At 34.7% G+C, this 17,173-nt stretch carries 22 protein-coding genes, 1 other RNA gene and 1 other annotated feature; of the genes, 3 read left to right on the top strand and 20 right to left on the bottom strand.

All coding sequences use genetic code 11. The features are described 5' to 3' along the window. Positions 1-74: 74 nt before the first annotated feature. The 19 genes from ffs to FC72_RS06310 all read right to left on the bottom strand — a co-directional run bounded on the left by ffs (position 75) and on the right by FC72_RS06310 (position 13,187). Positions 75-157: signal recognition particle sRNA small type (ffs, locus tag FC72_RS10660), an RNA gene on the bottom strand. Positions 158-200: 43 nt separating this feature from the next. Further along, complete coding sequence (locus tag FC72_RS06390) at positions 201-677, bottom strand: nucleoside deaminase (RefSeq protein ID WP_057765991.1); 477 nt, start codon at positions 675-677, stop codon at positions 201-203. A gap of 6 nt (positions 678-683) precedes the next feature. After that, positions 684-1,001 (bottom strand): hypothetical protein, encoded by a 318-nt coding sequence (locus FC72_RS06385; RefSeq protein ID WP_057765945.1) that lies wholly within the window; start codon positions 999-1,001, stop codon positions 684-686. Between the two features lie 52 nt (positions 1,002-1,053). Beyond that, complete coding sequence (locus FC72_RS06380) at positions 1,054-1,656, bottom strand: class I SAM-dependent methyltransferase (protein ID WP_057765943.1); 603 nt, start codon at positions 1,654-1,656, stop codon at positions 1,054-1,056. A gap of 73 nt (positions 1,657-1,729) precedes the next feature. Continuing rightward, positions 1,730-2,098, bottom strand: a complete 369-nt coding sequence (gene rplL / locus FC72_RS06375) for a 50S ribosomal protein L7/L12 (RefSeq protein WP_057765941.1) — start codon at positions 2,096-2,098, stop codon at positions 1,730-1,732. Positions 2,099-2,131: 33 nt separating this feature from the next. Beyond that, positions 2,132-2,626 (bottom strand): 50S ribosomal protein L10, encoded by a 495-nt coding sequence (gene rplJ / locus FC72_RS06370; RefSeq protein WP_057765939.1) that lies wholly within the window; start codon positions 2,624-2,626, stop codon positions 2,132-2,134. A 46-nt stretch (positions 2,627-2,672) separates the two neighbouring features. Then, positions 2,673-2,790, bottom strand: a sequence feature (ribosomal protein L10 leader region). A 30-nt stretch (positions 2,791-2,820) separates the two neighbouring features. After that, complete coding sequence (gene rplA, locus FC72_RS06365) at positions 2,821-3,501, bottom strand: 50S ribosomal protein L1 (protein WP_057765937.1); 681 nt, start codon at positions 3,499-3,501, stop codon at positions 2,821-2,823. Positions 3,502-3,591: 90 nt separating this feature from the next. Further along, positions 3,592-4,017, bottom strand: coding sequence for a 50S ribosomal protein L11 (rplK, locus tag FC72_RS06360; protein WP_057765935.1), 426 nt, complete (start codon positions 4,015-4,017; stop codon positions 3,592-3,594). A gap of 124 nt (positions 4,018-4,141) precedes the next feature. Beyond that, a complete protein-coding gene (nusG, locus tag FC72_RS06355; protein WP_057765933.1) occupies positions 4,142-4,684 on the bottom strand; it encodes a transcription termination/antitermination protein NusG in 543 nt (180 codons plus the stop codon). A gap of 95 nt (positions 4,685-4,779) precedes the next feature. Beyond that, the gene (gene secE / locus FC72_RS06350) at positions 4,780-4,965 is read right to left on the bottom strand and encodes a preprotein translocase subunit SecE (RefSeq protein WP_057765931.1); all 186 of its coding nucleotides are present in this window, start codon (positions 4,963-4,965) and stop codon (positions 4,780-4,782) included. Between the two features lie 13 nt (positions 4,966-4,978). Beyond that, complete coding sequence (gene rpmG, locus FC72_RS10655) at positions 4,979-5,128, bottom strand: 50S ribosomal protein L33 (protein ID WP_076613567.1); 150 nt, start codon at positions 5,126-5,128, stop codon at positions 4,979-4,981. A gap of 73 nt (positions 5,129-5,201) precedes the next feature. Next, positions 5,202-5,759 carry a sigma-70 family RNA polymerase sigma factor gene (locus FC72_RS06345; protein WP_057765929.1) on the bottom strand — a complete coding sequence of 186 codons (558 nt, stop codon included), beginning with the start codon at positions 5,757-5,759 and terminating at the stop codon, positions 5,202-5,204. A 159-nt stretch (positions 5,760-5,918) separates the two neighbouring features. After that, a complete protein-coding gene (gene rlmB / locus FC72_RS06340) occupies positions 5,919-6,686 on the bottom strand; it encodes a 23S rRNA (guanosine(2251)-2'-O)-methyltransferase RlmB (protein WP_057765928.1) in 768 nt (255 codons plus the stop codon). Next, positions 6,667-7,080, bottom strand: a complete 414-nt coding sequence (locus FC72_RS06335) for a Mini-ribonuclease 3 (RefSeq protein ID WP_057765926.1) — start codon at positions 7,078-7,080, stop codon at positions 6,667-6,669. Before FC72_RS06335 ends, rlmB begins: the two co-directional genes overlap by 20 nt. Next, the gene (gene cysS, locus FC72_RS06330) at positions 7,073-8,476 is read right to left on the bottom strand and encodes a cysteine--tRNA ligase (RefSeq protein ID WP_057765924.1); all 1,404 of its coding nucleotides are present in this window, start codon (positions 8,474-8,476) and stop codon (positions 7,073-7,075) included. Before cysS ends, FC72_RS06335 begins: the two co-directional genes overlap by 8 nt. Before the next feature lie 83 nt (positions 8,477-8,559). Then, entirely contained in the window at positions 8,560-10,056 is a 1,497-nt protein-coding gene (gene gltX, locus FC72_RS06325; RefSeq protein WP_057765922.1) for a glutamate--tRNA ligase, read from the bottom strand. Then, a complete protein-coding gene (locus tag FC72_RS06320) occupies positions 10,037-11,245 on the bottom strand; it encodes a PIN/TRAM domain-containing protein (RefSeq protein ID WP_057765920.1) in 1,209 nt (402 codons plus the stop codon). The genes gltX and FC72_RS06320 overlap by 20 nt, the downstream gene beginning before the upstream one ends. A 10-nt stretch (positions 11,246-11,255) precedes the next feature. Further along, positions 11,256-12,626 (bottom strand): DNA repair protein RadA, encoded by a 1,371-nt coding sequence (gene radA, locus FC72_RS06315; protein WP_057765918.1) that lies wholly within the window; start codon positions 12,624-12,626, stop codon positions 11,256-11,258. A gap of 18 nt (positions 12,627-12,644) precedes the next feature. Next, positions 12,645-13,187, bottom strand: a complete 543-nt coding sequence (locus FC72_RS06310; RefSeq protein WP_057765916.1) for a dCTP deaminase/dUTPase family protein — start codon at positions 13,185-13,187, stop codon at positions 12,645-12,647. Between the two features lie 131 nt (positions 13,188-13,318). Between FC72_RS06310 and FC72_RS06305 the strand changes: the two genes are divergently transcribed. Genes FC72_RS06305 through FC72_RS06295 form a run of 3 tightly spaced genes read left to right on the top strand, consistent with a single transcriptional unit; the run spans position 13,319 to position 15,669 of the window. Further along, positions 13,319-13,621: a GNAT family N-acetyltransferase gene (locus tag FC72_RS06305; RefSeq protein ID WP_057765914.1), complete on the top strand. Its 303-nt coding sequence runs from the start codon at positions 13,319-13,321 to the stop codon at positions 13,619-13,621. Continuing rightward, positions 13,618-14,304, top strand: coding sequence for a ribose-5-phosphate isomerase RpiA (gene rpiA / locus FC72_RS06300; RefSeq protein ID WP_057765913.1), 687 nt, complete (start codon positions 13,618-13,620; stop codon positions 14,302-14,304). The genes FC72_RS06305 and rpiA overlap by 4 nt, the downstream gene beginning before the upstream one ends. 21 nt (positions 14,305-14,325) lie before the next feature. Then, the gene (locus FC72_RS06295) at positions 14,326-15,669 is read left to right on the top strand and encodes a C1 family peptidase (RefSeq protein WP_057765910.1); all 1,344 of its coding nucleotides are present in this window, start codon (positions 14,326-14,328) and stop codon (positions 15,667-15,669) included. A gap of 30 nt (positions 15,670-15,699) precedes the next feature. On the opposite strand, the gene FC72_RS06290 is transcribed toward FC72_RS06295, so the two are convergent. Next, positions 15,700-17,076 carry a DHA2 family efflux MFS transporter permease subunit gene (locus FC72_RS06290; RefSeq protein ID WP_157051122.1) on the bottom strand — a complete coding sequence of 459 codons (1,377 nt, stop codon included), beginning with the start codon at positions 17,074-17,076 and terminating at the stop codon, positions 15,700-15,702. Positions 17,077-17,173: the final 97 nt, after the last annotated feature.

The following is a 17,173-nucleotide window of genomic DNA, read 5'->3' as shown; positions in this document are numbered from 1 at the left end:
CCTTAGTGAATAGAATAAGTAAATTTTACCACAAAAAAACTCCTAACCAATTATGATTAGGAGGCTAATATACATAACAAAAGGCACATGGTACAACTCACTTAGTGCTGCTTTCTTCCGAACCTGACACGATTCACAAGAGCACCATTGCCCTAAGGCCTTGCGGCAATAACTATAATACTATAAATTTACTTTTTATGCTACTTTTTACCACGGATTTTTCTAAAGAAATTTCTTAATAAGTCACCAGTCTCTTTTGATTTAACATTAGCTAAAACCTCTGGTTGGTGATTATACCGCGTTTCGGTCAATAAATTATTAATTGATCCAACTGATCCAGCCTTTGGATCACTAGCACCAAAAACTACCTCTTCAATTCTACTATTAATGATTGCTCCGGCACACATTGGACATGGTTCTAAAGTTACAAATAAACTCATATGCTCTAAGCGCCAACTGCCAATTTTATTACAAGCAGCTTCAATAGCAATGATTTCTGCATGTTTTATAGCATTTTGAGTTTCTTCTCTCTCATTAGAACCAACACTAACAACTTCTTGTGTACGATTATCTACAATTACACACCCTATAGGAACCTCAGCTCTTGATTCAGCTTTTTTTGCTTCATCTATTGCTAGATCCATAAAATGATTAATTTGTTCTTCTGAAAACTTCATATTCATTTAATCAACTAAATCTTTAAACTTTTGCTCAAGAATTTTAGGGAGCTTAAGAGTTTTCCACTCAATATCAGATTTTTCTTCACGAGCTTTATTAATAATATTAATTAGGATACGAACTTCTTCATCTGATAATGTGCCTACAAAGGCCAACAACTTCTCATTACCTCTGAAATAATCTTTGATATACGATTCTAATTGCAATCTTTCACGCTTAATTTTAATTGCTTTAATAGCCTTTAAAATAATTATAGCGACCAAAAAGAATCCACCAGTAATTAAAGCCAAAATTATACCAATAACAATTTGTTTTTTGTCCATTGTAAACACCTCCAGAATGAATATAACATATTATATTTAATTTAAAAATAAATTAGTTTAAACAACTTTTTAAAATATAATATCCTTTGTCTCTGGTTACAACTTCAACGTTTCCAAATGTTTCTTTCATCAACTTTTTAGCTGATGGAGCGCCCTGTTTCTTTTGTAAAACTATCCACAACTCTCCATTAGAATCTAAGTGTTCAATTGAATTCTTTAATATATCAGTAACAACTTTTTTACCAGCTCTAACAGGTGGATTTGAAACGATCAACGCATATTTATCTTTAATATTCTCATATACATCAGATTCTAAGATATCAACATTTTTAATATTATTCGCCTTAGCATTTTCTCTTGCTAAATCTAATGCTCTAAGATTTACATCAGCCATTACTACTTGACGAGAATTTTGCTCTTTAGCCAATGATAAACCTATAGGCCCATACCCACATCCAACATCAAGGATATTTCCTTCGGGAATTTCATCGAAGTTAATTGATTCAATCAAAACTCTTGATCCAAAGTCAATTGTTTGTCTTGAAAATACGCCGCTATCAGATGTAAAAGATAAATTATTTCCTCGTAAAGTAAAATTGAAATTTTTTAATTCATGCCCTAAATCTGTTGAGTTTTCAAAGTATTGATTAGCCATATTATTCTCTTTCTGTATTTTTAGATACAAAAAAAGTCTGGGCTAAACCCAAACTTTTTAATTTTGAAATTTATTATTTCAATGTAACTGTAGCACCAACGGCTTCAAGTTTTGACTTCATGTCATCAGCGTCAGCCTTAGCAACGCCTTCCTTGATAACCTTAGGAGCACCATCAACAAGGTCTTTTGAGTCTTTCAAGCCAAGTCCTGTGATACCACGAACTTCCTTGATAACCTTAACCTTTTCTTGACCTGCTTCTGTAAGTTCAACATCAAATGAATCCTTTTCAGCAGCAGCGTCGCCACCAGCAGCAGCACCTGCAGCAACAGGAGCAGCAGCTGTAACGTCAAATTCTTCTTCAATAGCCTTAACAAGGTCGTTAAGTTCTAGAATTGAAGCATCTTTTAAATCATCGATAATCTTTTGTGTATCTAAAGCCATTATTTTGTCCTCCAAATTATGTTTGTCTTTTAATTAAGCAGCTGGTTCGTCGTCTTTCTTTTCAGCAACAGCTTTAACAGCCAATGCGAAGTCGCGAACTGGAGCTTGTAATACAGATACCAACATAGATAGTAAGCCTTCTCTGTTTGGTAGTGTTGCAAGTGCTTGAATTTCTTCAAGTGATGCAGCTTTGCCTTCGATGATTCCACCCTTGATTTCAACGGATTCAACATCTTTAGCAAATTTAGCAGCAACTTTAGCAGGTCCTACAGGATCTTCTTCAGAATAAGCAATGGCTGTTGGTCCAACGAAGAATTCTTCAAGACCTTCTAATCCAGCTTCTTCAGCAGCACGTCTCAAGATAGTATTCTTGATAACTTGCATAGTAGCACCTTGCTCACGTAATTCAGCACGCATTTCAGTAGCTTGTTCAACAGTAAGACCTAAATAGTCAACAACGATAACTGACTTAGCGCCTTTAAGGTTTTTAGCAACTTCTGTAACTTGTGCTAGTTTTTCTTGCTTCATTATTACGTTTCACCTCCACAATTTATTTTAGTTAATTCTACAAATTTCGGCTAAAATAAAATCTCTGCGTCCGAAGGACACAGAGATTAATTAACAATCTTCTGGCCTCGGCAGGATATTAAGATTTACATCACCTGAGTCTTCGGTAGAAATCAACTATTGTACATTATCATTATTTTGGTTATTAGTCAACACTAAGCGTTGATTCTTAGACCAGGGCCAAATGTTGATGTCATATTAACACTAACAATATAGTTACCCTTCAATGATGCAGGACGTGCTTTAGCAATAACATCGTAGAATGAGTTAAAGTTTTCAGCAAGTTTGTCTGTATCAAATGATAGTTTACCGATAGGTGCGTGGATCAAACCATTAGGATCTACACGGTAAGTAACTTGTCCAGCCTTAATATCATTAACTGCCTTTGTAACATCCATTGTTACAGTACCAGTCTTAGGGTTTGGCATTAAGCCTTTAGGTCCAAGTACACGACCTAAACGACCAACTTTAGCCATCATTGGTGGTGTTGCAACAGCAACATCAAAGTCTAACCAACCATCTTGGATTTTTTCAACAAGATCGTCAGAACCAACGATATCAGCACCGGCAGCTTCAGCAGCCTTAGCTTGTTCACCTTCAGCGAAGACGATAACCTTTTGTGATTTACCTGTTCCGTTAGGTAGAACAACGGCACCACGAATTTGTTGGTCAGCTTGTTTTGGATCTACATCCAAGTTAACTGCAACTTCAACAGTTGCGTCAAATTTTGCGTAATTTACTTTTTTAAGTAAGTCAATAGCCTCTGTAGCAGTATAAGTCTTTGTCTTATCTACTTGTTTGAGAGCTTCAATATATTTTTTTCCATGCTTAGCCATGCTAAGTTCCTCCTTGCTTTGTGGTCTTATTGGGGGCTTTTCCCCTCCCACTTGTTAAGAACACTTTCGTATCCCTGTAAACTGCTATGTCTAGTCTTCTACTTCAAAGCCCATACTTCTTGCAGTACCAGCAACCATACGCATTGCAGATTCAACATTTGCAGCGTTTAGGTCTTTCATCTTGGTTTCAGCAATTTCGCGAACTTGGTCTTGTGAGACTTTGGCAACTTTCTTAGTGTTAGGTTCGCCAGAGCCTTTTTCAACACCAGCAGCCTTCTTCAATAGAACTGCTGCAGGTGGTGTCTTTGTAACAAAATCGAATGAACGATCTTCATATACAGAGATAACAACAGGAATAATCATTCCCTTTTGATCTTGTGTACGTGCATTAAAATCCTTTGTAAATGCAACAATATTAATACCAGCTTGTCCTAAAGCAGGACCAACTGGTGGAGCTGGAGTAGCCTGACCAGCAGGAATTTGTAATTTAACTACGTTAGCAACTTTTTTAGCCACGGTGCATACCTCCTTAGTCCGTGATGTGGTCATATTGAGAATAAATATTTTCTCTCCCACATGTATGAGAAAAACATACCGTCTTATAATATCATCAATTATTGACTATAGCAATGATGATTTTTTATTTTTCAACGGCGTTGAAATCAACTTCGGCACTTGTCATACGTCCGAACATATCAACATCAACTTTTAATTTACTGTGTTCTGCATCTATTTCTGTAACTTTACCAGTCATATTAGCAAAAGCACCATCGATAATTGTAACTGTCTCACCAACTTCAAAGTCGTTGGCTTGATCTTTAATACTAATACCTAAGTCATTTAGAATGTGATCGATTTCTTCTGGTAAGAGTGGTGCAGGTTTACTACCTGAACCGTGACTTCCAACGAATCCTGTAACACCAGGTGTATTACGAACAATAAACCATGATTCATCACTCATAACCATTTCTACTAAAACATAACCTGGGAAAGTCTTCTTCATTTCTGTCTTTGACTTACCATTTTTTACTTCTGTTTCTTCTTCTTCTGGCACTACTGCACGAAAAATATAATCTTCCATACCCATTGATTGAGCACGTGATTCTAAGTTTTCCTTAACCTTATTTTCGTAACCTGAGTATGTATGTAGGACATACCATTGTTTTTCTCCAGCTTCAGCCATAATTTCCTCCAAAAAAATCAAAATAAAAAAACTTCGAAAAAAATCGAAGTTTTCGCTTGTTTCTATAGTAGCAAATTTTTTAATTAGTTACAATCTTATTTACCCATCAAGAAATGTTGTAGAAGTGATAACATGCCCCAATCGATCAAAGCTAAAAAGGCAGCATATATTAGTGATGTAACAATAACTGTCCATGTATCACGTTTATTTTCTTTGAATGTAGGCCAAACAACAAGTTTCATTTCTTTTTTGACACTACCAAAAAATTTAAATAATTTCATTTAGTCCTCCAGTTTAGCGTGTTTCTTTATGTAATGTATGTTTACCGCAATGCTTGCAAAACTTCTTTACTTCAAGACGTTCTGTTCTGTTTGGATTTTCAGAAATCGTGTAATTTCTAGATCCACAAACACTACAAGCAAGTGCTACTTTTCTTAGTCCCATTGAATTCTCCAGAATCTGTGCATTTTATTATCTTTTTTATTGTAGCTTTTTAAATATTAAAAGTCCAACAATTTTAACGTAGTCGATCTTTGATCTTAGTTTTGCAACGACTAATTGCACGAATCATTTGTTCCTCAGTACAGTTAGCTCTTTTACAAGCTTCACTTAATTCAATTTGACCTAACAAATACCTAATTGCCAAAATTTCTCGATGACTTAAATCATTAAAATAATCTTCCAAACCATTCACCAAATCTACCATTTTAGTATGGTGATTAGAAACAAATGCCTGATGATTCTCTACTAGATAAACTTCAAATGAATGAGCATTTTGGTTAGCTTGACGTTTATAAGTATTTTCTCGTCTAACAATGTCAATAATGTGGTTTTTGAATCTCATTTTGAAAAAACTACCAAATTGGGATCCATTATCACCATTAAATATCACACAAGTTTCGTGACAAACAATGAATGCCTCCTGATACCAATCGTTGCGATCATAACCGTGAATATAATATTGCTGAAATAAACTTTCTATCATTGGTCTATAGCGTTTGATCAATTTTTGTAAAGAATTTGAATCATTTTCATTCCTAACACGTAAAATCAGACTGGCTTCAGTTTTATTCATAAAAGTTCCCCTCTTTTATGAACGATTTTTCTATTTAAATTTATCATTCCTAAATCCCAAATTTAAGAGAACGTTAGTTCATTACAACTTAATTGGATCATGCAAAAATTTATTTATCCACAAAAAAATAGTCTTCATACGGAGACTATTTTTAATTTATTATGAATGTCTTGAAGCAAATGCTTGATAGAGTAAAACTCCAGTTGCAACACTGGCATTTAAGCTTTGAACATGTCCAACCATAGGAATACTCAATGTTTGATCAACTTGCTTTTGAACTAGTGGTGATACACCTTTTCCTTCATTACCAATAACCAAAGCAATAGCACCTTTAGCATTCCAACTACGGTAATTGTCACCTTCCATAGCCGTGCCAAAGACCCAAACATTTTCTTTCTTTAAATCCTTTATCGTATTAACTAAGTTAGTAACTCTTACTACTGGCACATGTTCAATTGCACCAGTAGATGTTTTAGCGACTACTGAAGTTAATCCAGTTGAACGATGCTTAGGAACAATAATTCCATGAACTCCAACAGCATCTGCCGTTCTTAAAATGGATCCTAAATTATGAGGATCTTCTATTCTATCTAAAATCAAAATGAAAGGATCTTCATTCTTAGCCTTAGCAGCTTTAAAAATATCATCCAATTCAGCATATTGATATGGTGCAATATATGCAGCCATACCTTGATGATTACCGCCATTACTAATATCATCAAGCTTTGTCTTGGGAACTTCTTGCACGATCAATTTACTACGCTTGGCTAACTCAATAACCTCACCAATATGAGAACTCTTTAGTCCTTTTTGAACTAGCACTTTATTAACACGTTGTCCGGCAGTTGGTGATTTTAATAGTTCCTCAACTGAGTGATGTCCAAAAACTAGTTCACTCTCTTCATTATTATTCGAATTGTTCTGCATCTGTTTCCCCCGATTCTACTTTTTTTATACACCAGGCAATTAACTCTTCTAACCTTTTCTTATCATCTTTGATATCCAAATATCCTATTAAAGCTTCAAAGCCTGTAGACATATGATAAGTTAATACACTGGTATTTTTTGCCTTAGTATATTTTTTAGCATTACGGCCATTCTTATAAATTCTAATTTCTTCATCTGATAGAACGTTCTCTTCTATCATTAAATTAATAAGTGCCGCTTGAGCCTTGGCTGAAACATAGTGCTTAGCTCTTTGTTGCAATAGATTTACTTTAGTGATGTTCAAATCTAACAGATGCCTGCGAATATAAACTTCATATGCTGCATCTCCTAAATAGGCTAAAGTAACTCCATTTAATTGTTCGATTTTAACCATTAATGTGCCACCGTGTTCCTTGTGGAGTATCTTCAAGAATAACTCCCATTTCTTTTAATCTATCACGTAGTTGATCACTTGTTGCAAAGTCTTTGTCCGCGCGTGCTTGATCACGTTTATCGACCATTTCTTGGATCTCATCTGACAAATCTTGTTTTTCGTCAAATTTGATACCGAGAATTCCTCCTAATGAAACCATTTCACTTAAAATATTCTTAATACTGTCTTCATTTACTTCATCTTGAGAACTGTAATTATTAGCCAAACCGACTAACTCAAATATTTCAGTTAAACCATTTTGAACATTGAAGTCATCATTCATTGCTTCTTTGAATTTATCTGAAATGACTTTTACTTGTTCATCAATATCATCAGGGTCACCACTTGCGTCATCTAATCTAAATTGCAAATTATTATAAGCCGTTTTAATTTTCTCTAAATTATCAGCAGCTTTTTGCAAATTAGATTTTGAATATTCCAAAGGTCTGCGGTAATGAGTTGATGATAAGAAGAAACGTAATACTTGAGGGTCCACCTTTGTTACTAAATCATGAACAGTAACAAAGTTACCTAGAGATTTACTCATCTTTTCATTATTTTCTACAGTAACGAAACCGTTATGCATCCAGTAATTAACAAATTTTTTACCAGTTTTGGCTTCACTTTGCGCTAACTCGTTTTCATGATGTGGAAATTCCAAATCTTGGCCACCACCATGAATATCAAAAGTGTCACCTAGATATTTAGTAGACATAACAGAACATTCAATATGCCATCCTGGACGACCTGCTCCCCATGGTGAGTCCCAGTTAATCTCGCCAGGCTTTGCTTTTTTCCAAAGAGCAAAATCAACTGGGTCTTGCTTCTTATCAAATTCAGCTTCACCGATATGTTCACTTGCCCCTTGGACTAATTGATCGATATCTTGATCTGATAATTCTCCATAATGCTTAAATTTTCTAGCACGATAGAAAACATCCCCTTGGGACTCATATGCGTAACCCTTATCAATTAAATCTGAAATAAAATCAATGATTTCTTTAATATTATCAGTAGCGCGAGGATTAATTGTAGCTTTTTGAACATTCAACTTGGCTACATCTTCATAAAATGCCTTGATAAATTTATCAGCAACTTCAGGAACAGTTATACCTTCACGATTTGCTTCTTTAATCATCTTGTCATCAACATCTGTGAAGTTAGAAACAAATTTTACTTTATAGCCTAAATATTCTAAATATCGACGTACTGTATCAAATGCGACGATTGAACGCGCATTACCAATATGAATGTAGTTATAAACAGTAGGACCACAAACATACATGTGAACCTCATTTGGGATAATTGATTTAAATTCTTCTTTTTGGCGCGTTAACGTATTGAATATCTTTAACATGATTTCTCCTTTCCATATTAAACTATTATAAAAAAAGAGATTGAGGCAAATTGAGCCTTCAACCTCTTTTTAATTTATTCAATTTAGTTCATTTGTGACAAAGTTTTATCAATATTATCTAGAGCTTTTTGACGACCAACCAATTCGATTGCTTCAGCAATTGCTGGACCATGCATTGTACGAGTAGCAGCAATTCTAGCTGGCATATAAAGTTTTCTACCTTTAACACCAGTATCAGCACGAACTGATTGAATTGCAGCCATGATCTTTGCGGCTGTGAAACGATCAAGTTTCTCAAGTTTACCACGCAAATCTTCAATAGCTGGACGCGCATCGTCATCTTCTAGTTCTTTTTGTTCATCATCAGTTAAAACATCTGGTTGATTAAAGAAGACATCTGATAGATCAACAATTTGTTGTGTAAAACTCATTTGTGGCATATACAATTCTGTTAAGTGTCTTACCCATTGAATTGTATTTGTATCTGGATTTTCTGGAATACGTTTTGCTTCAATCAAATTAGCAAGTGTTAGATCTGTTATTTCACTAACATCAGCATTCTTAACATATTGATTATTGACCCATTCCAACTTCTTTTGATCAAATTTAGCAGGTGATTTACTCAAACGATTTTCATCAAAGATCTTGATGAATTGTTTACGTGTGAATAATTCATCTTCACCTACTGGAGACCATCCTAGTAGAGTAATGAAGTTAAACATAGCTTCTGGCAAATAACCTAATGCACGATATTGTTCGATAAATTGAAGAATAGACTCATCACGTTTACTTAACTTCTTACCTGTTTCAGTATTGATGATAAGTGTCATATGACCAAATTTAGGAGCTTCCCAACCGAGTGCTTCATAAATCATCAATTGCTTTGGAGTATTAGCAACGTGATCATCACCACGAAGAACATGACTGATTTCCATCAAATGGTCATCAATAACAACAGCAAAGTTATATGTTGGCATACCATCACGTTTTTGAATGATCCAATCTCCACCGATAGTATCAGAATCAATTGATACCTTACCTTTAACGATATCATCCCATTCGTAATCCTTGTTCTTTGGAACGTGAATTCTGACAACTGGTGTCAAGCCAGCATCCTTAGCCTCTTGAATCTTTGCTGCCTTTTCTTCTTCACTCATTCCAGCAAATTCATACTCATAGTGAGGCATCTCTCCGCGAGCTTCTTGATCCTCACGCATTTTGGTTAATTCTTCTTCAGTCAGATATGATTCGTAAGCTAGACCTTTATCTAGTAATTCTTGGATATACTTTTGATAAATTTCTTTTCTTTCAGATTGACGATAAGGACCGTAATCTCCACCGACATCAGGACCTTCATCCCAGTCAACACCTAACCATTTAAGGTTTTCAAGTTGACTTTGTTCGCCGCCTTCAACATTACGTTTTGTATCTGTATCTTCAATACGGATAACAAAAGTCCCCTTATGTCTTCTTGCAAACAAATAATTAAAGATTGCAGTTCTAGCGTTACCAATATGCAAGTGTCCTGTAGGACTTGGTGCATATCTAACTCGTACTTTATTATCTGACTTTTTTGCCATTTCTATTTACTCCCCTCTTATTTTGCGAATTATTCTTAGGATTTTTCTTTTCCTTTGAACCATTCTTGGTACTTTCCTGAATGCCATTCATAGAATGCTTAGGCTTTGCAAAAATCATTTTACCAGCATCTGTCTGCAATGCACTAGTTACGACAACGTCGACTTTCTTATTAATGAAGTATTTTCCATCTTCAACGACGACCATTGTTCCATCTTCTAGGTATGCAACACCTTGTTCTCGTTCAGTACCTTCTTTTATTACATTAACAGTCATTGTCTCTCCTGGCAAAACCATAGGTTTTAAGACTTTGGCTAATTCATTAATATTAAGAACCTGAACATTTTGAAATTCACTAACCTTACTTAAATTATAATCGTTTGTAATTACAGCGCCACCAATTTCTTTAGCTAATTTAAGTAATTTCATATCCACTTCAGGAATATTATCATAATCTCTAGTAGTTGTTTCATAATTTATTGTTTGATCCATTTTTATTTCGTTCAAAATATCCAATCCACGGCGTCCACGTTCACGCTTTTGGTTATCACTTGAATCAGAAATAAGTTGAAGTTCATGAACCACAAAATCAGGAATCATTAACTTTCCTTCAAGAAAACCTGTTTGAGCTAATTGATGAATTCTCCCATCAATTACGACTGATGTATCAAGTATCTTATAAGGATAAAAGTCTTTTTTGGATTCTCGACGAGTAATTTCCCCGTTAAAATCTAACCCGTCATTTTTTTCATTATTCTTACGTTTACTTAATGAAAAACTACGCCAATCATTTCTTCGACTTGTACCTAATCGAAAACCTAAGAAACCGAAGATAATCATTAGAATAGGAGGAATAATATTAGCAAATATATTATGCATCATATAAAAAGGAATAGAGATAATATTTGCTAAAATCAATCCACCGATTAAGAATAAGGCTCCAAAGATTATCCAACCCGGCGAGCGAGTATTAAAATATCCTTCAATCCTGGCATTAAGGTCAGATATTGGTTTAACAAATAAAAATGAAAATAAATATAAAATGATCCCACCAATAAGTCCGTTAACATATCCGTTATTTAACCACGCAATATCAGCCATGCCTATGACTGCCCATAACGCCGGTAGAAAAGTTATACCGACAGCTATTCCTAACAATGCGAAAATAGCATTTATTAAAATTTTTCGCATAGAAAACCTCCTAGTTAAAAACTTTATTCATTGCTTCTGTAACAGTAGAAACTCCAATAATTTGTATTTTATTGTTCTTCGACCAATCACCAAGATTATTCTTTGGAATAAATATTCTCTTGAAGCCAAGTTTCTCCGCTTCATTAACCCTTTGATCAATCAAGTTTACTCGTCTAACTTCACCGGTTAATCCAACTTCTCCAACAAAACAATCGGTCGCTGAAATACCCAAATTTTTATAGCTGGAAGCAACTGCCATCGCCAATGCTAAATCAATTGCTGGCTCATCTAATTTTACACCACCAGTTGACTTTAAATAAGCGTCCTGATTTTGCAACATCAAGTTTCCACGTTTCTCTAAAACTGCCATGATAACAGAAACTCGATTATGATCCAAACCAGTTGCAGTCCTTTTGGCATTACCAAAAATTGTTGGGGTGATCAATGACTGAATTTCAACCAAAATAGGTCTAGTTCCTTCCATAGATACGACAACGGCAGATCCATTTGTATCAGTTAATCTTTCCTCTAAGAAAATCTCTGATGGATTATCCACCTCAATAAGACCTTGAGTTCTCATTTCAAAGATTCCAATTTCATTAGTTGATCCAAAACGATTCTTTACTGATCTTAAGATTCTATAACTATGATGTGTATCACCTTCAAAGTATAAAACAGTATCCACCATATGCTCCAAAATTTTAGGGCCAGCAATTGCTCCACCTTTTGTAACATGCCCAACGACAAAAACAGTAATATTTTGCTGTTTAGCAATATTCATCAATTCTGCAGTAACTTCTCTAATTTGAGAAACACTACCAACAGCAGAAGTTATTTCTGGTTCGTCCATCGTTTGAACAGAATCGATCACAAGATAATCTGGTTTTATATCATTGATTGTTTCTCTGATATAACTCATATCCGTTTGGGGATAAACAAATAAATCATCACCATAAATACCCAATCTATCAGCACGCATTTTAATTTGCGAAGCGCTCTCTTCACCGGAAACATAAAGAACCTTGCCACCAGCATCTTGCAGTTGACCTGATACTTGCATCAATAAAGTAGATTTTCCAATACCAGGATCTCCACCAATCAAAATCAACGAGCCCGGAACAATTCCTCCTCCAAGTACTCGATTTAATTCTGACATCTTAGTTTTTACTCGTTCTTCTTTAGAAAAACTAACATTATTAAGACTTACTGGTTTAGATTCCAAATCACTTGTTCGACGACTAGGAGTAGCTTGAGTTGTTTCTTTATGCTCAACCTCTTCTACCATCTGATTCCAAACACCACAATTGGGACAACGTCCTAAATATCTAGGTGAAACGTAACCACAATTTTGACAAATATATTTTGTTTTTGGTTTAGCCACTAAAAATTCCTTCCTTAACTAAATTCCAGATGAACCAAAGCCGCCTTGACGTTCCTTTAGACCGCCTTCATCGTCATCAGTAGTTAAATACTTGATGAAAATACCTTGAGCTAGGCGTTCACCCTTCTTAATTTTATAATCTACCGGGAAAAAGTTGATCAATTGAACGAACAACTCTCCTTCGTTACTTTCATTATTATAATAATCAGCATCTACAACACCGATTCCATTAGGAATTGAAAGTCCACGCTTCAAAGGGTTACTAGAGCGACTAGCAATTAATAACACCTCATCGTCTTGCATATAAGCCTTAACTCCAGTAGGAACAAGAACTGGCTTAATAGACTTTTGAACTTTGTCTAATTCTAGATCTTCTATTTTACCCTTGTTAAACAAAAATTTTAAAACATTTAATACTCCAAATTTCCAGATCGAAGGAACTACAAAATCGGCTGCACTCTCGATATCATATCCAGCAGCGTTTTTAGTCTGTCTCTTTGGCAAATTAATTCCCTGTTCACGATATTTTCCGACAATTTCAAAACCGCGTTTTTTATTCAAAATTCCAACCTCACCAAACTATTAGATACCTAAAATAATAGCATTCTAATGTAGATAAAACTATCCTCAACACTGACTTTCCCTCATTAATACGGTAATATTGAATTAAAAGTTTTTAAAGGGGGCTGTTTATGGAAATAAAGTCAGAAACTAATCGTTTTTATATAGAAGAAAGTGACATTTTAGTTGGTGAAATAGGTATTACCAAAATAGATGATTCAACGATTTCTATTGACCATACTTTTGTCAACGAAAATTATCGTGGTAAGGGACTTGCAAAAAAATTATTAGACGCTGTTTTAGAATATGCAGATAAAAATAACTTAAAAATTGTTCCTGTTTGCTCATATGCCAAAGCAACTTTTAAAAACGACCCTAATATTCAGTATCTCTTAACTAAAAACTATCAAAAACTTCTAGGAGGAGAAAAATGAATCAAGACGAACTAAAAAAAGCCGTTGGTGTCAAATCAGTAGACTTCATTGAAAGTAACTCTGTTATTGGATTAGGCACAGGCTCAACAGTTTACTACATGATCGAAGAATTGGGAAAAAGATATCAAAATGGAGATATTAAAAACATCGTCGGTGTTGCCACATCATCACGATCACAAAAACAAGCTGAATCATTAGGTATTCCTATGAAGGATCTAAATGATGTCGATCACATTGACTTAACGATCGATGGTGCTGATCAAATTGATAAAAACTTTCAAGGAATCAAAGGTGGCGGTGCTGCCCACCTACTTGAAAAGATGGTAGCTACTAACTCACATAAAAACATTTGGATCGTTGATCAATCTAAAATGGCTGATGAATTAGGCAGTTTCCCTCTTCCAACTGAGGTTATACCATTTGGATGCGAAAAAACATTCAGTGACCTTAAAGCTGAAAACTTGCACCCAGAGTTTAGATTGGATGAAAATGGAAAGCGTGTGTTAACCCACAATAAAAATTACGTTATTGACTTAAAGATGGGATCGATCAAACATCCACATCTTTTAGCAGACTGGTTGGACCATCAAGTCGGCATAGTAGCTCATGGATTATTCCTTGACCTAGTAAACAAAGTTGTCGTTGGATACGATGATGGTCCTAAAGTAATCGAATGTAGATAATTTTAAAAAAGGAGAAATTTTATGACAAAAGAAATAACATCAAAAGAACTAACTAAGTTTCAAGAGAACTTTGAAAATACTCCTGGATCTTCAGCTATTAAAAATGCTGTTGCTAATAACGGACTTTACAAGTCAAGTGAAACCATTGCTTCTAAAGTAGCTATGGATCCAATTTTTTCAGTAGATATCGACACTGGTTCAGTTTCTGATCAAAAACAATCAGGTTTGTGCTGGGTTTTTGCAGCTTTAAATACAATGAGACATCCCCTTCAAAAGGATTTCAAAATCAAAGGCTTTGAATTATCTGAGGGTTATATGTTGTTTTGGGATAAGTTAGAAAAATCTAACTTCTTCTTCCAAAATGTGATCAACACTGCAGATCTACCTGTTGGTGATAGAAAAGTTGACTTTCTAATGACAACACCTCAACAAGATGGTGGTCAATGGGATATGGTCATGGCACTTGTTCAAAAATATGGTGTCGTTCCTAAGAGCGTTATGCCTGATACATTCAGTAGAACTAAATCAAATGAACTTAACACTGTCTTGAATACTAAATTGCGTAAAGATGCAATTATTTTACGTGATTTAGTTAATAGCAATAAATCAGAAGATGACGTTGAACGTCAAAAGAACGAAATGTTAAGTGAAATATACAAAATTTTGGTTTATTCAGTTGGTGAACCACCTGCTAAATTTGACTGGGCTTACCGTGACGATGATAAAAAATATCATAAGGAATCAAATATCACACCACAAGAATTCTTTAAAAAGTATGTTGGTTGGGATCTAGATAATTACGTTTCAACTATCAACGCTCCAACTGACGACAAGCCTTACAATCATGTTTATACAGTTGAAATGCTAGGAAATGTTGTTGGTGGACGCCAAGTACGTCACTTAAACCTTGAAATCAATGACTTTAAAGATCTTGCTGTAAAACAATTACAAAGCGATGAAGTTGTTTGGTTTGGTAGTGATGTTGGTCAAAGTTCTGATACAAAGGCCGGAATCATGGACACAAACATCTATGATCTTGAAGGACTTTTGAATACTGACCTTGAATTAACTAAAGCACAACGTCTAGATTACATTGAAAGTATGATGACACACGCAATGGTAATTACAGGTGTTGACCTCGACGAAAACGGCAAACCACTCAAGTGGAAAGTCGAAAACTCATGGGGTGAAAAAGTTGGTACAAAGGGTTACTTTGTTATGAGTGATTCATGGTTTGATGAATATGTTTATCAACTAGTTATCAACAAGAATCTTTTAAGCGACTCACTAAAAGAAACTTTTGAAACAGAATCTAAAGATCCTAAAGTGCTTGCACCATGGGATCCAATGGGAGCACTAGCCTAATAAAAAGACATCCAAAATTTGGATGTCTTTTTATTTTGCCTTAGTAGCTTTATTTACAAGTATTCCTGCAAGAATCAATAATATTAATAAAAATATAAAGGCATGTTGTGAACCAGTTGCCGTTTTTATGGCATAACTTAAACCACTATTAGCTGATTGAGAAGTGGCCACAATAGCTGATATGACTGATGTCCCTACTGCACCTGCAAATTGCTGCACAGTATTAAACAATCCATTCCCATTTGCTGTATCAGATTTATCTAATTGACCAATACCATTTGTCATTGTATTATCAAAACTAGTACCTATTCCTCCCATATAGATAACATAAAGTATCAAAACTGACCAAACAAATAGATTCTTACCAAAAATAGAAAAGATGATCATTGAAATGATTTGTAAAAAAGCGCCAAATATAATTGGCTTTCTAGCTCCCAAATGATCTAATAAACTTCCACTCAGCGGTGCAAAAATTGCTCCAAGAGCTGCACCAGGTAAAACAACTAAACCAGCTATTAAGGCAGATTTTTGATTTACCAATTGAATGTAGTTAGGCAAAATAAACGACATTCCTAATGCTGCCATCTGAAACAAAAAGAAAGCAACTAAATGTTTACGAAATAATTTATTACCTAAAACCTTTAAATTTAATAAAGGCTTTTCAATCGAATTTGAACGCTTAATAAATAAAATTAAAAATATAACTCCTATCAAAGTTGGTATCAAAAAGTAAACCAATCCCTTAGATAGATTACTAAATCCAACAATCAAGCCAATAAAAGTAATGGCAATATAGAGCACACTCAAAAAATCTAAAGTAGATTTGATTGGTTTTGTTACTTGCTGAATTTCAAACATCCCTATTATTAAGGCAATAATAACTACTGGTATCAAGGATCCAAAAATACTACGCCAACCAAAAGCGTCCACGATAATACCGCCAAATGTTGGACCCACTGCTGGCGCAATTGCGATTATTAAAGTTCCTATACCCATCAAGAAACCAATTTTTTCTTGTGGAGCCTGCTCTAAAATAATATTAAACATTAATGGTAAAGCTATCCCTGCACCAATACCTTGAATAACTCTACCAACAACTAATACCATAAAGACTGGAGCTAAAGCATCAGCTAATAAACCAATTGCAAACAAAGAAGCCGCAATAGTGAATAATTTTTTTGACGTGAAATTGTTTTTTAAAAAGGCTGATAAAGGCATCATAATTGACGCTACCAACAGATATCCAGTCGTCAGCCATTGAACTGAAGATGTTGTAACATTGAATTCTTTCATTAATGTTGGAAAAGTGACATTAGTCGCTGTCTCCACGACGATACCACTGAATGCCAATAGTCCTGTCGCCAAAATTGAAAGAATCAATTTAGAATTTAAAGTTTTATTCAAAATAATTTCTCCCTAATTTCCTAAATAGATGTTGTTAGAATTCTAACTAGCGACATCAGTTATACCATATTCATGTAAGCTTTCGCTAGCATTATGTTAG

The sequence above is a fragment of the Companilactobacillus tucceti DSM 20183 genome (assembly GCF_001434665.1).
GTDB lineage: Bacteria > Bacillota > Bacilli > Lactobacillales > Lactobacillaceae > Companilactobacillus > Companilactobacillus tucceti.
This window is presented reverse-complemented; position numbering and strand designations above follow the sequence as displayed.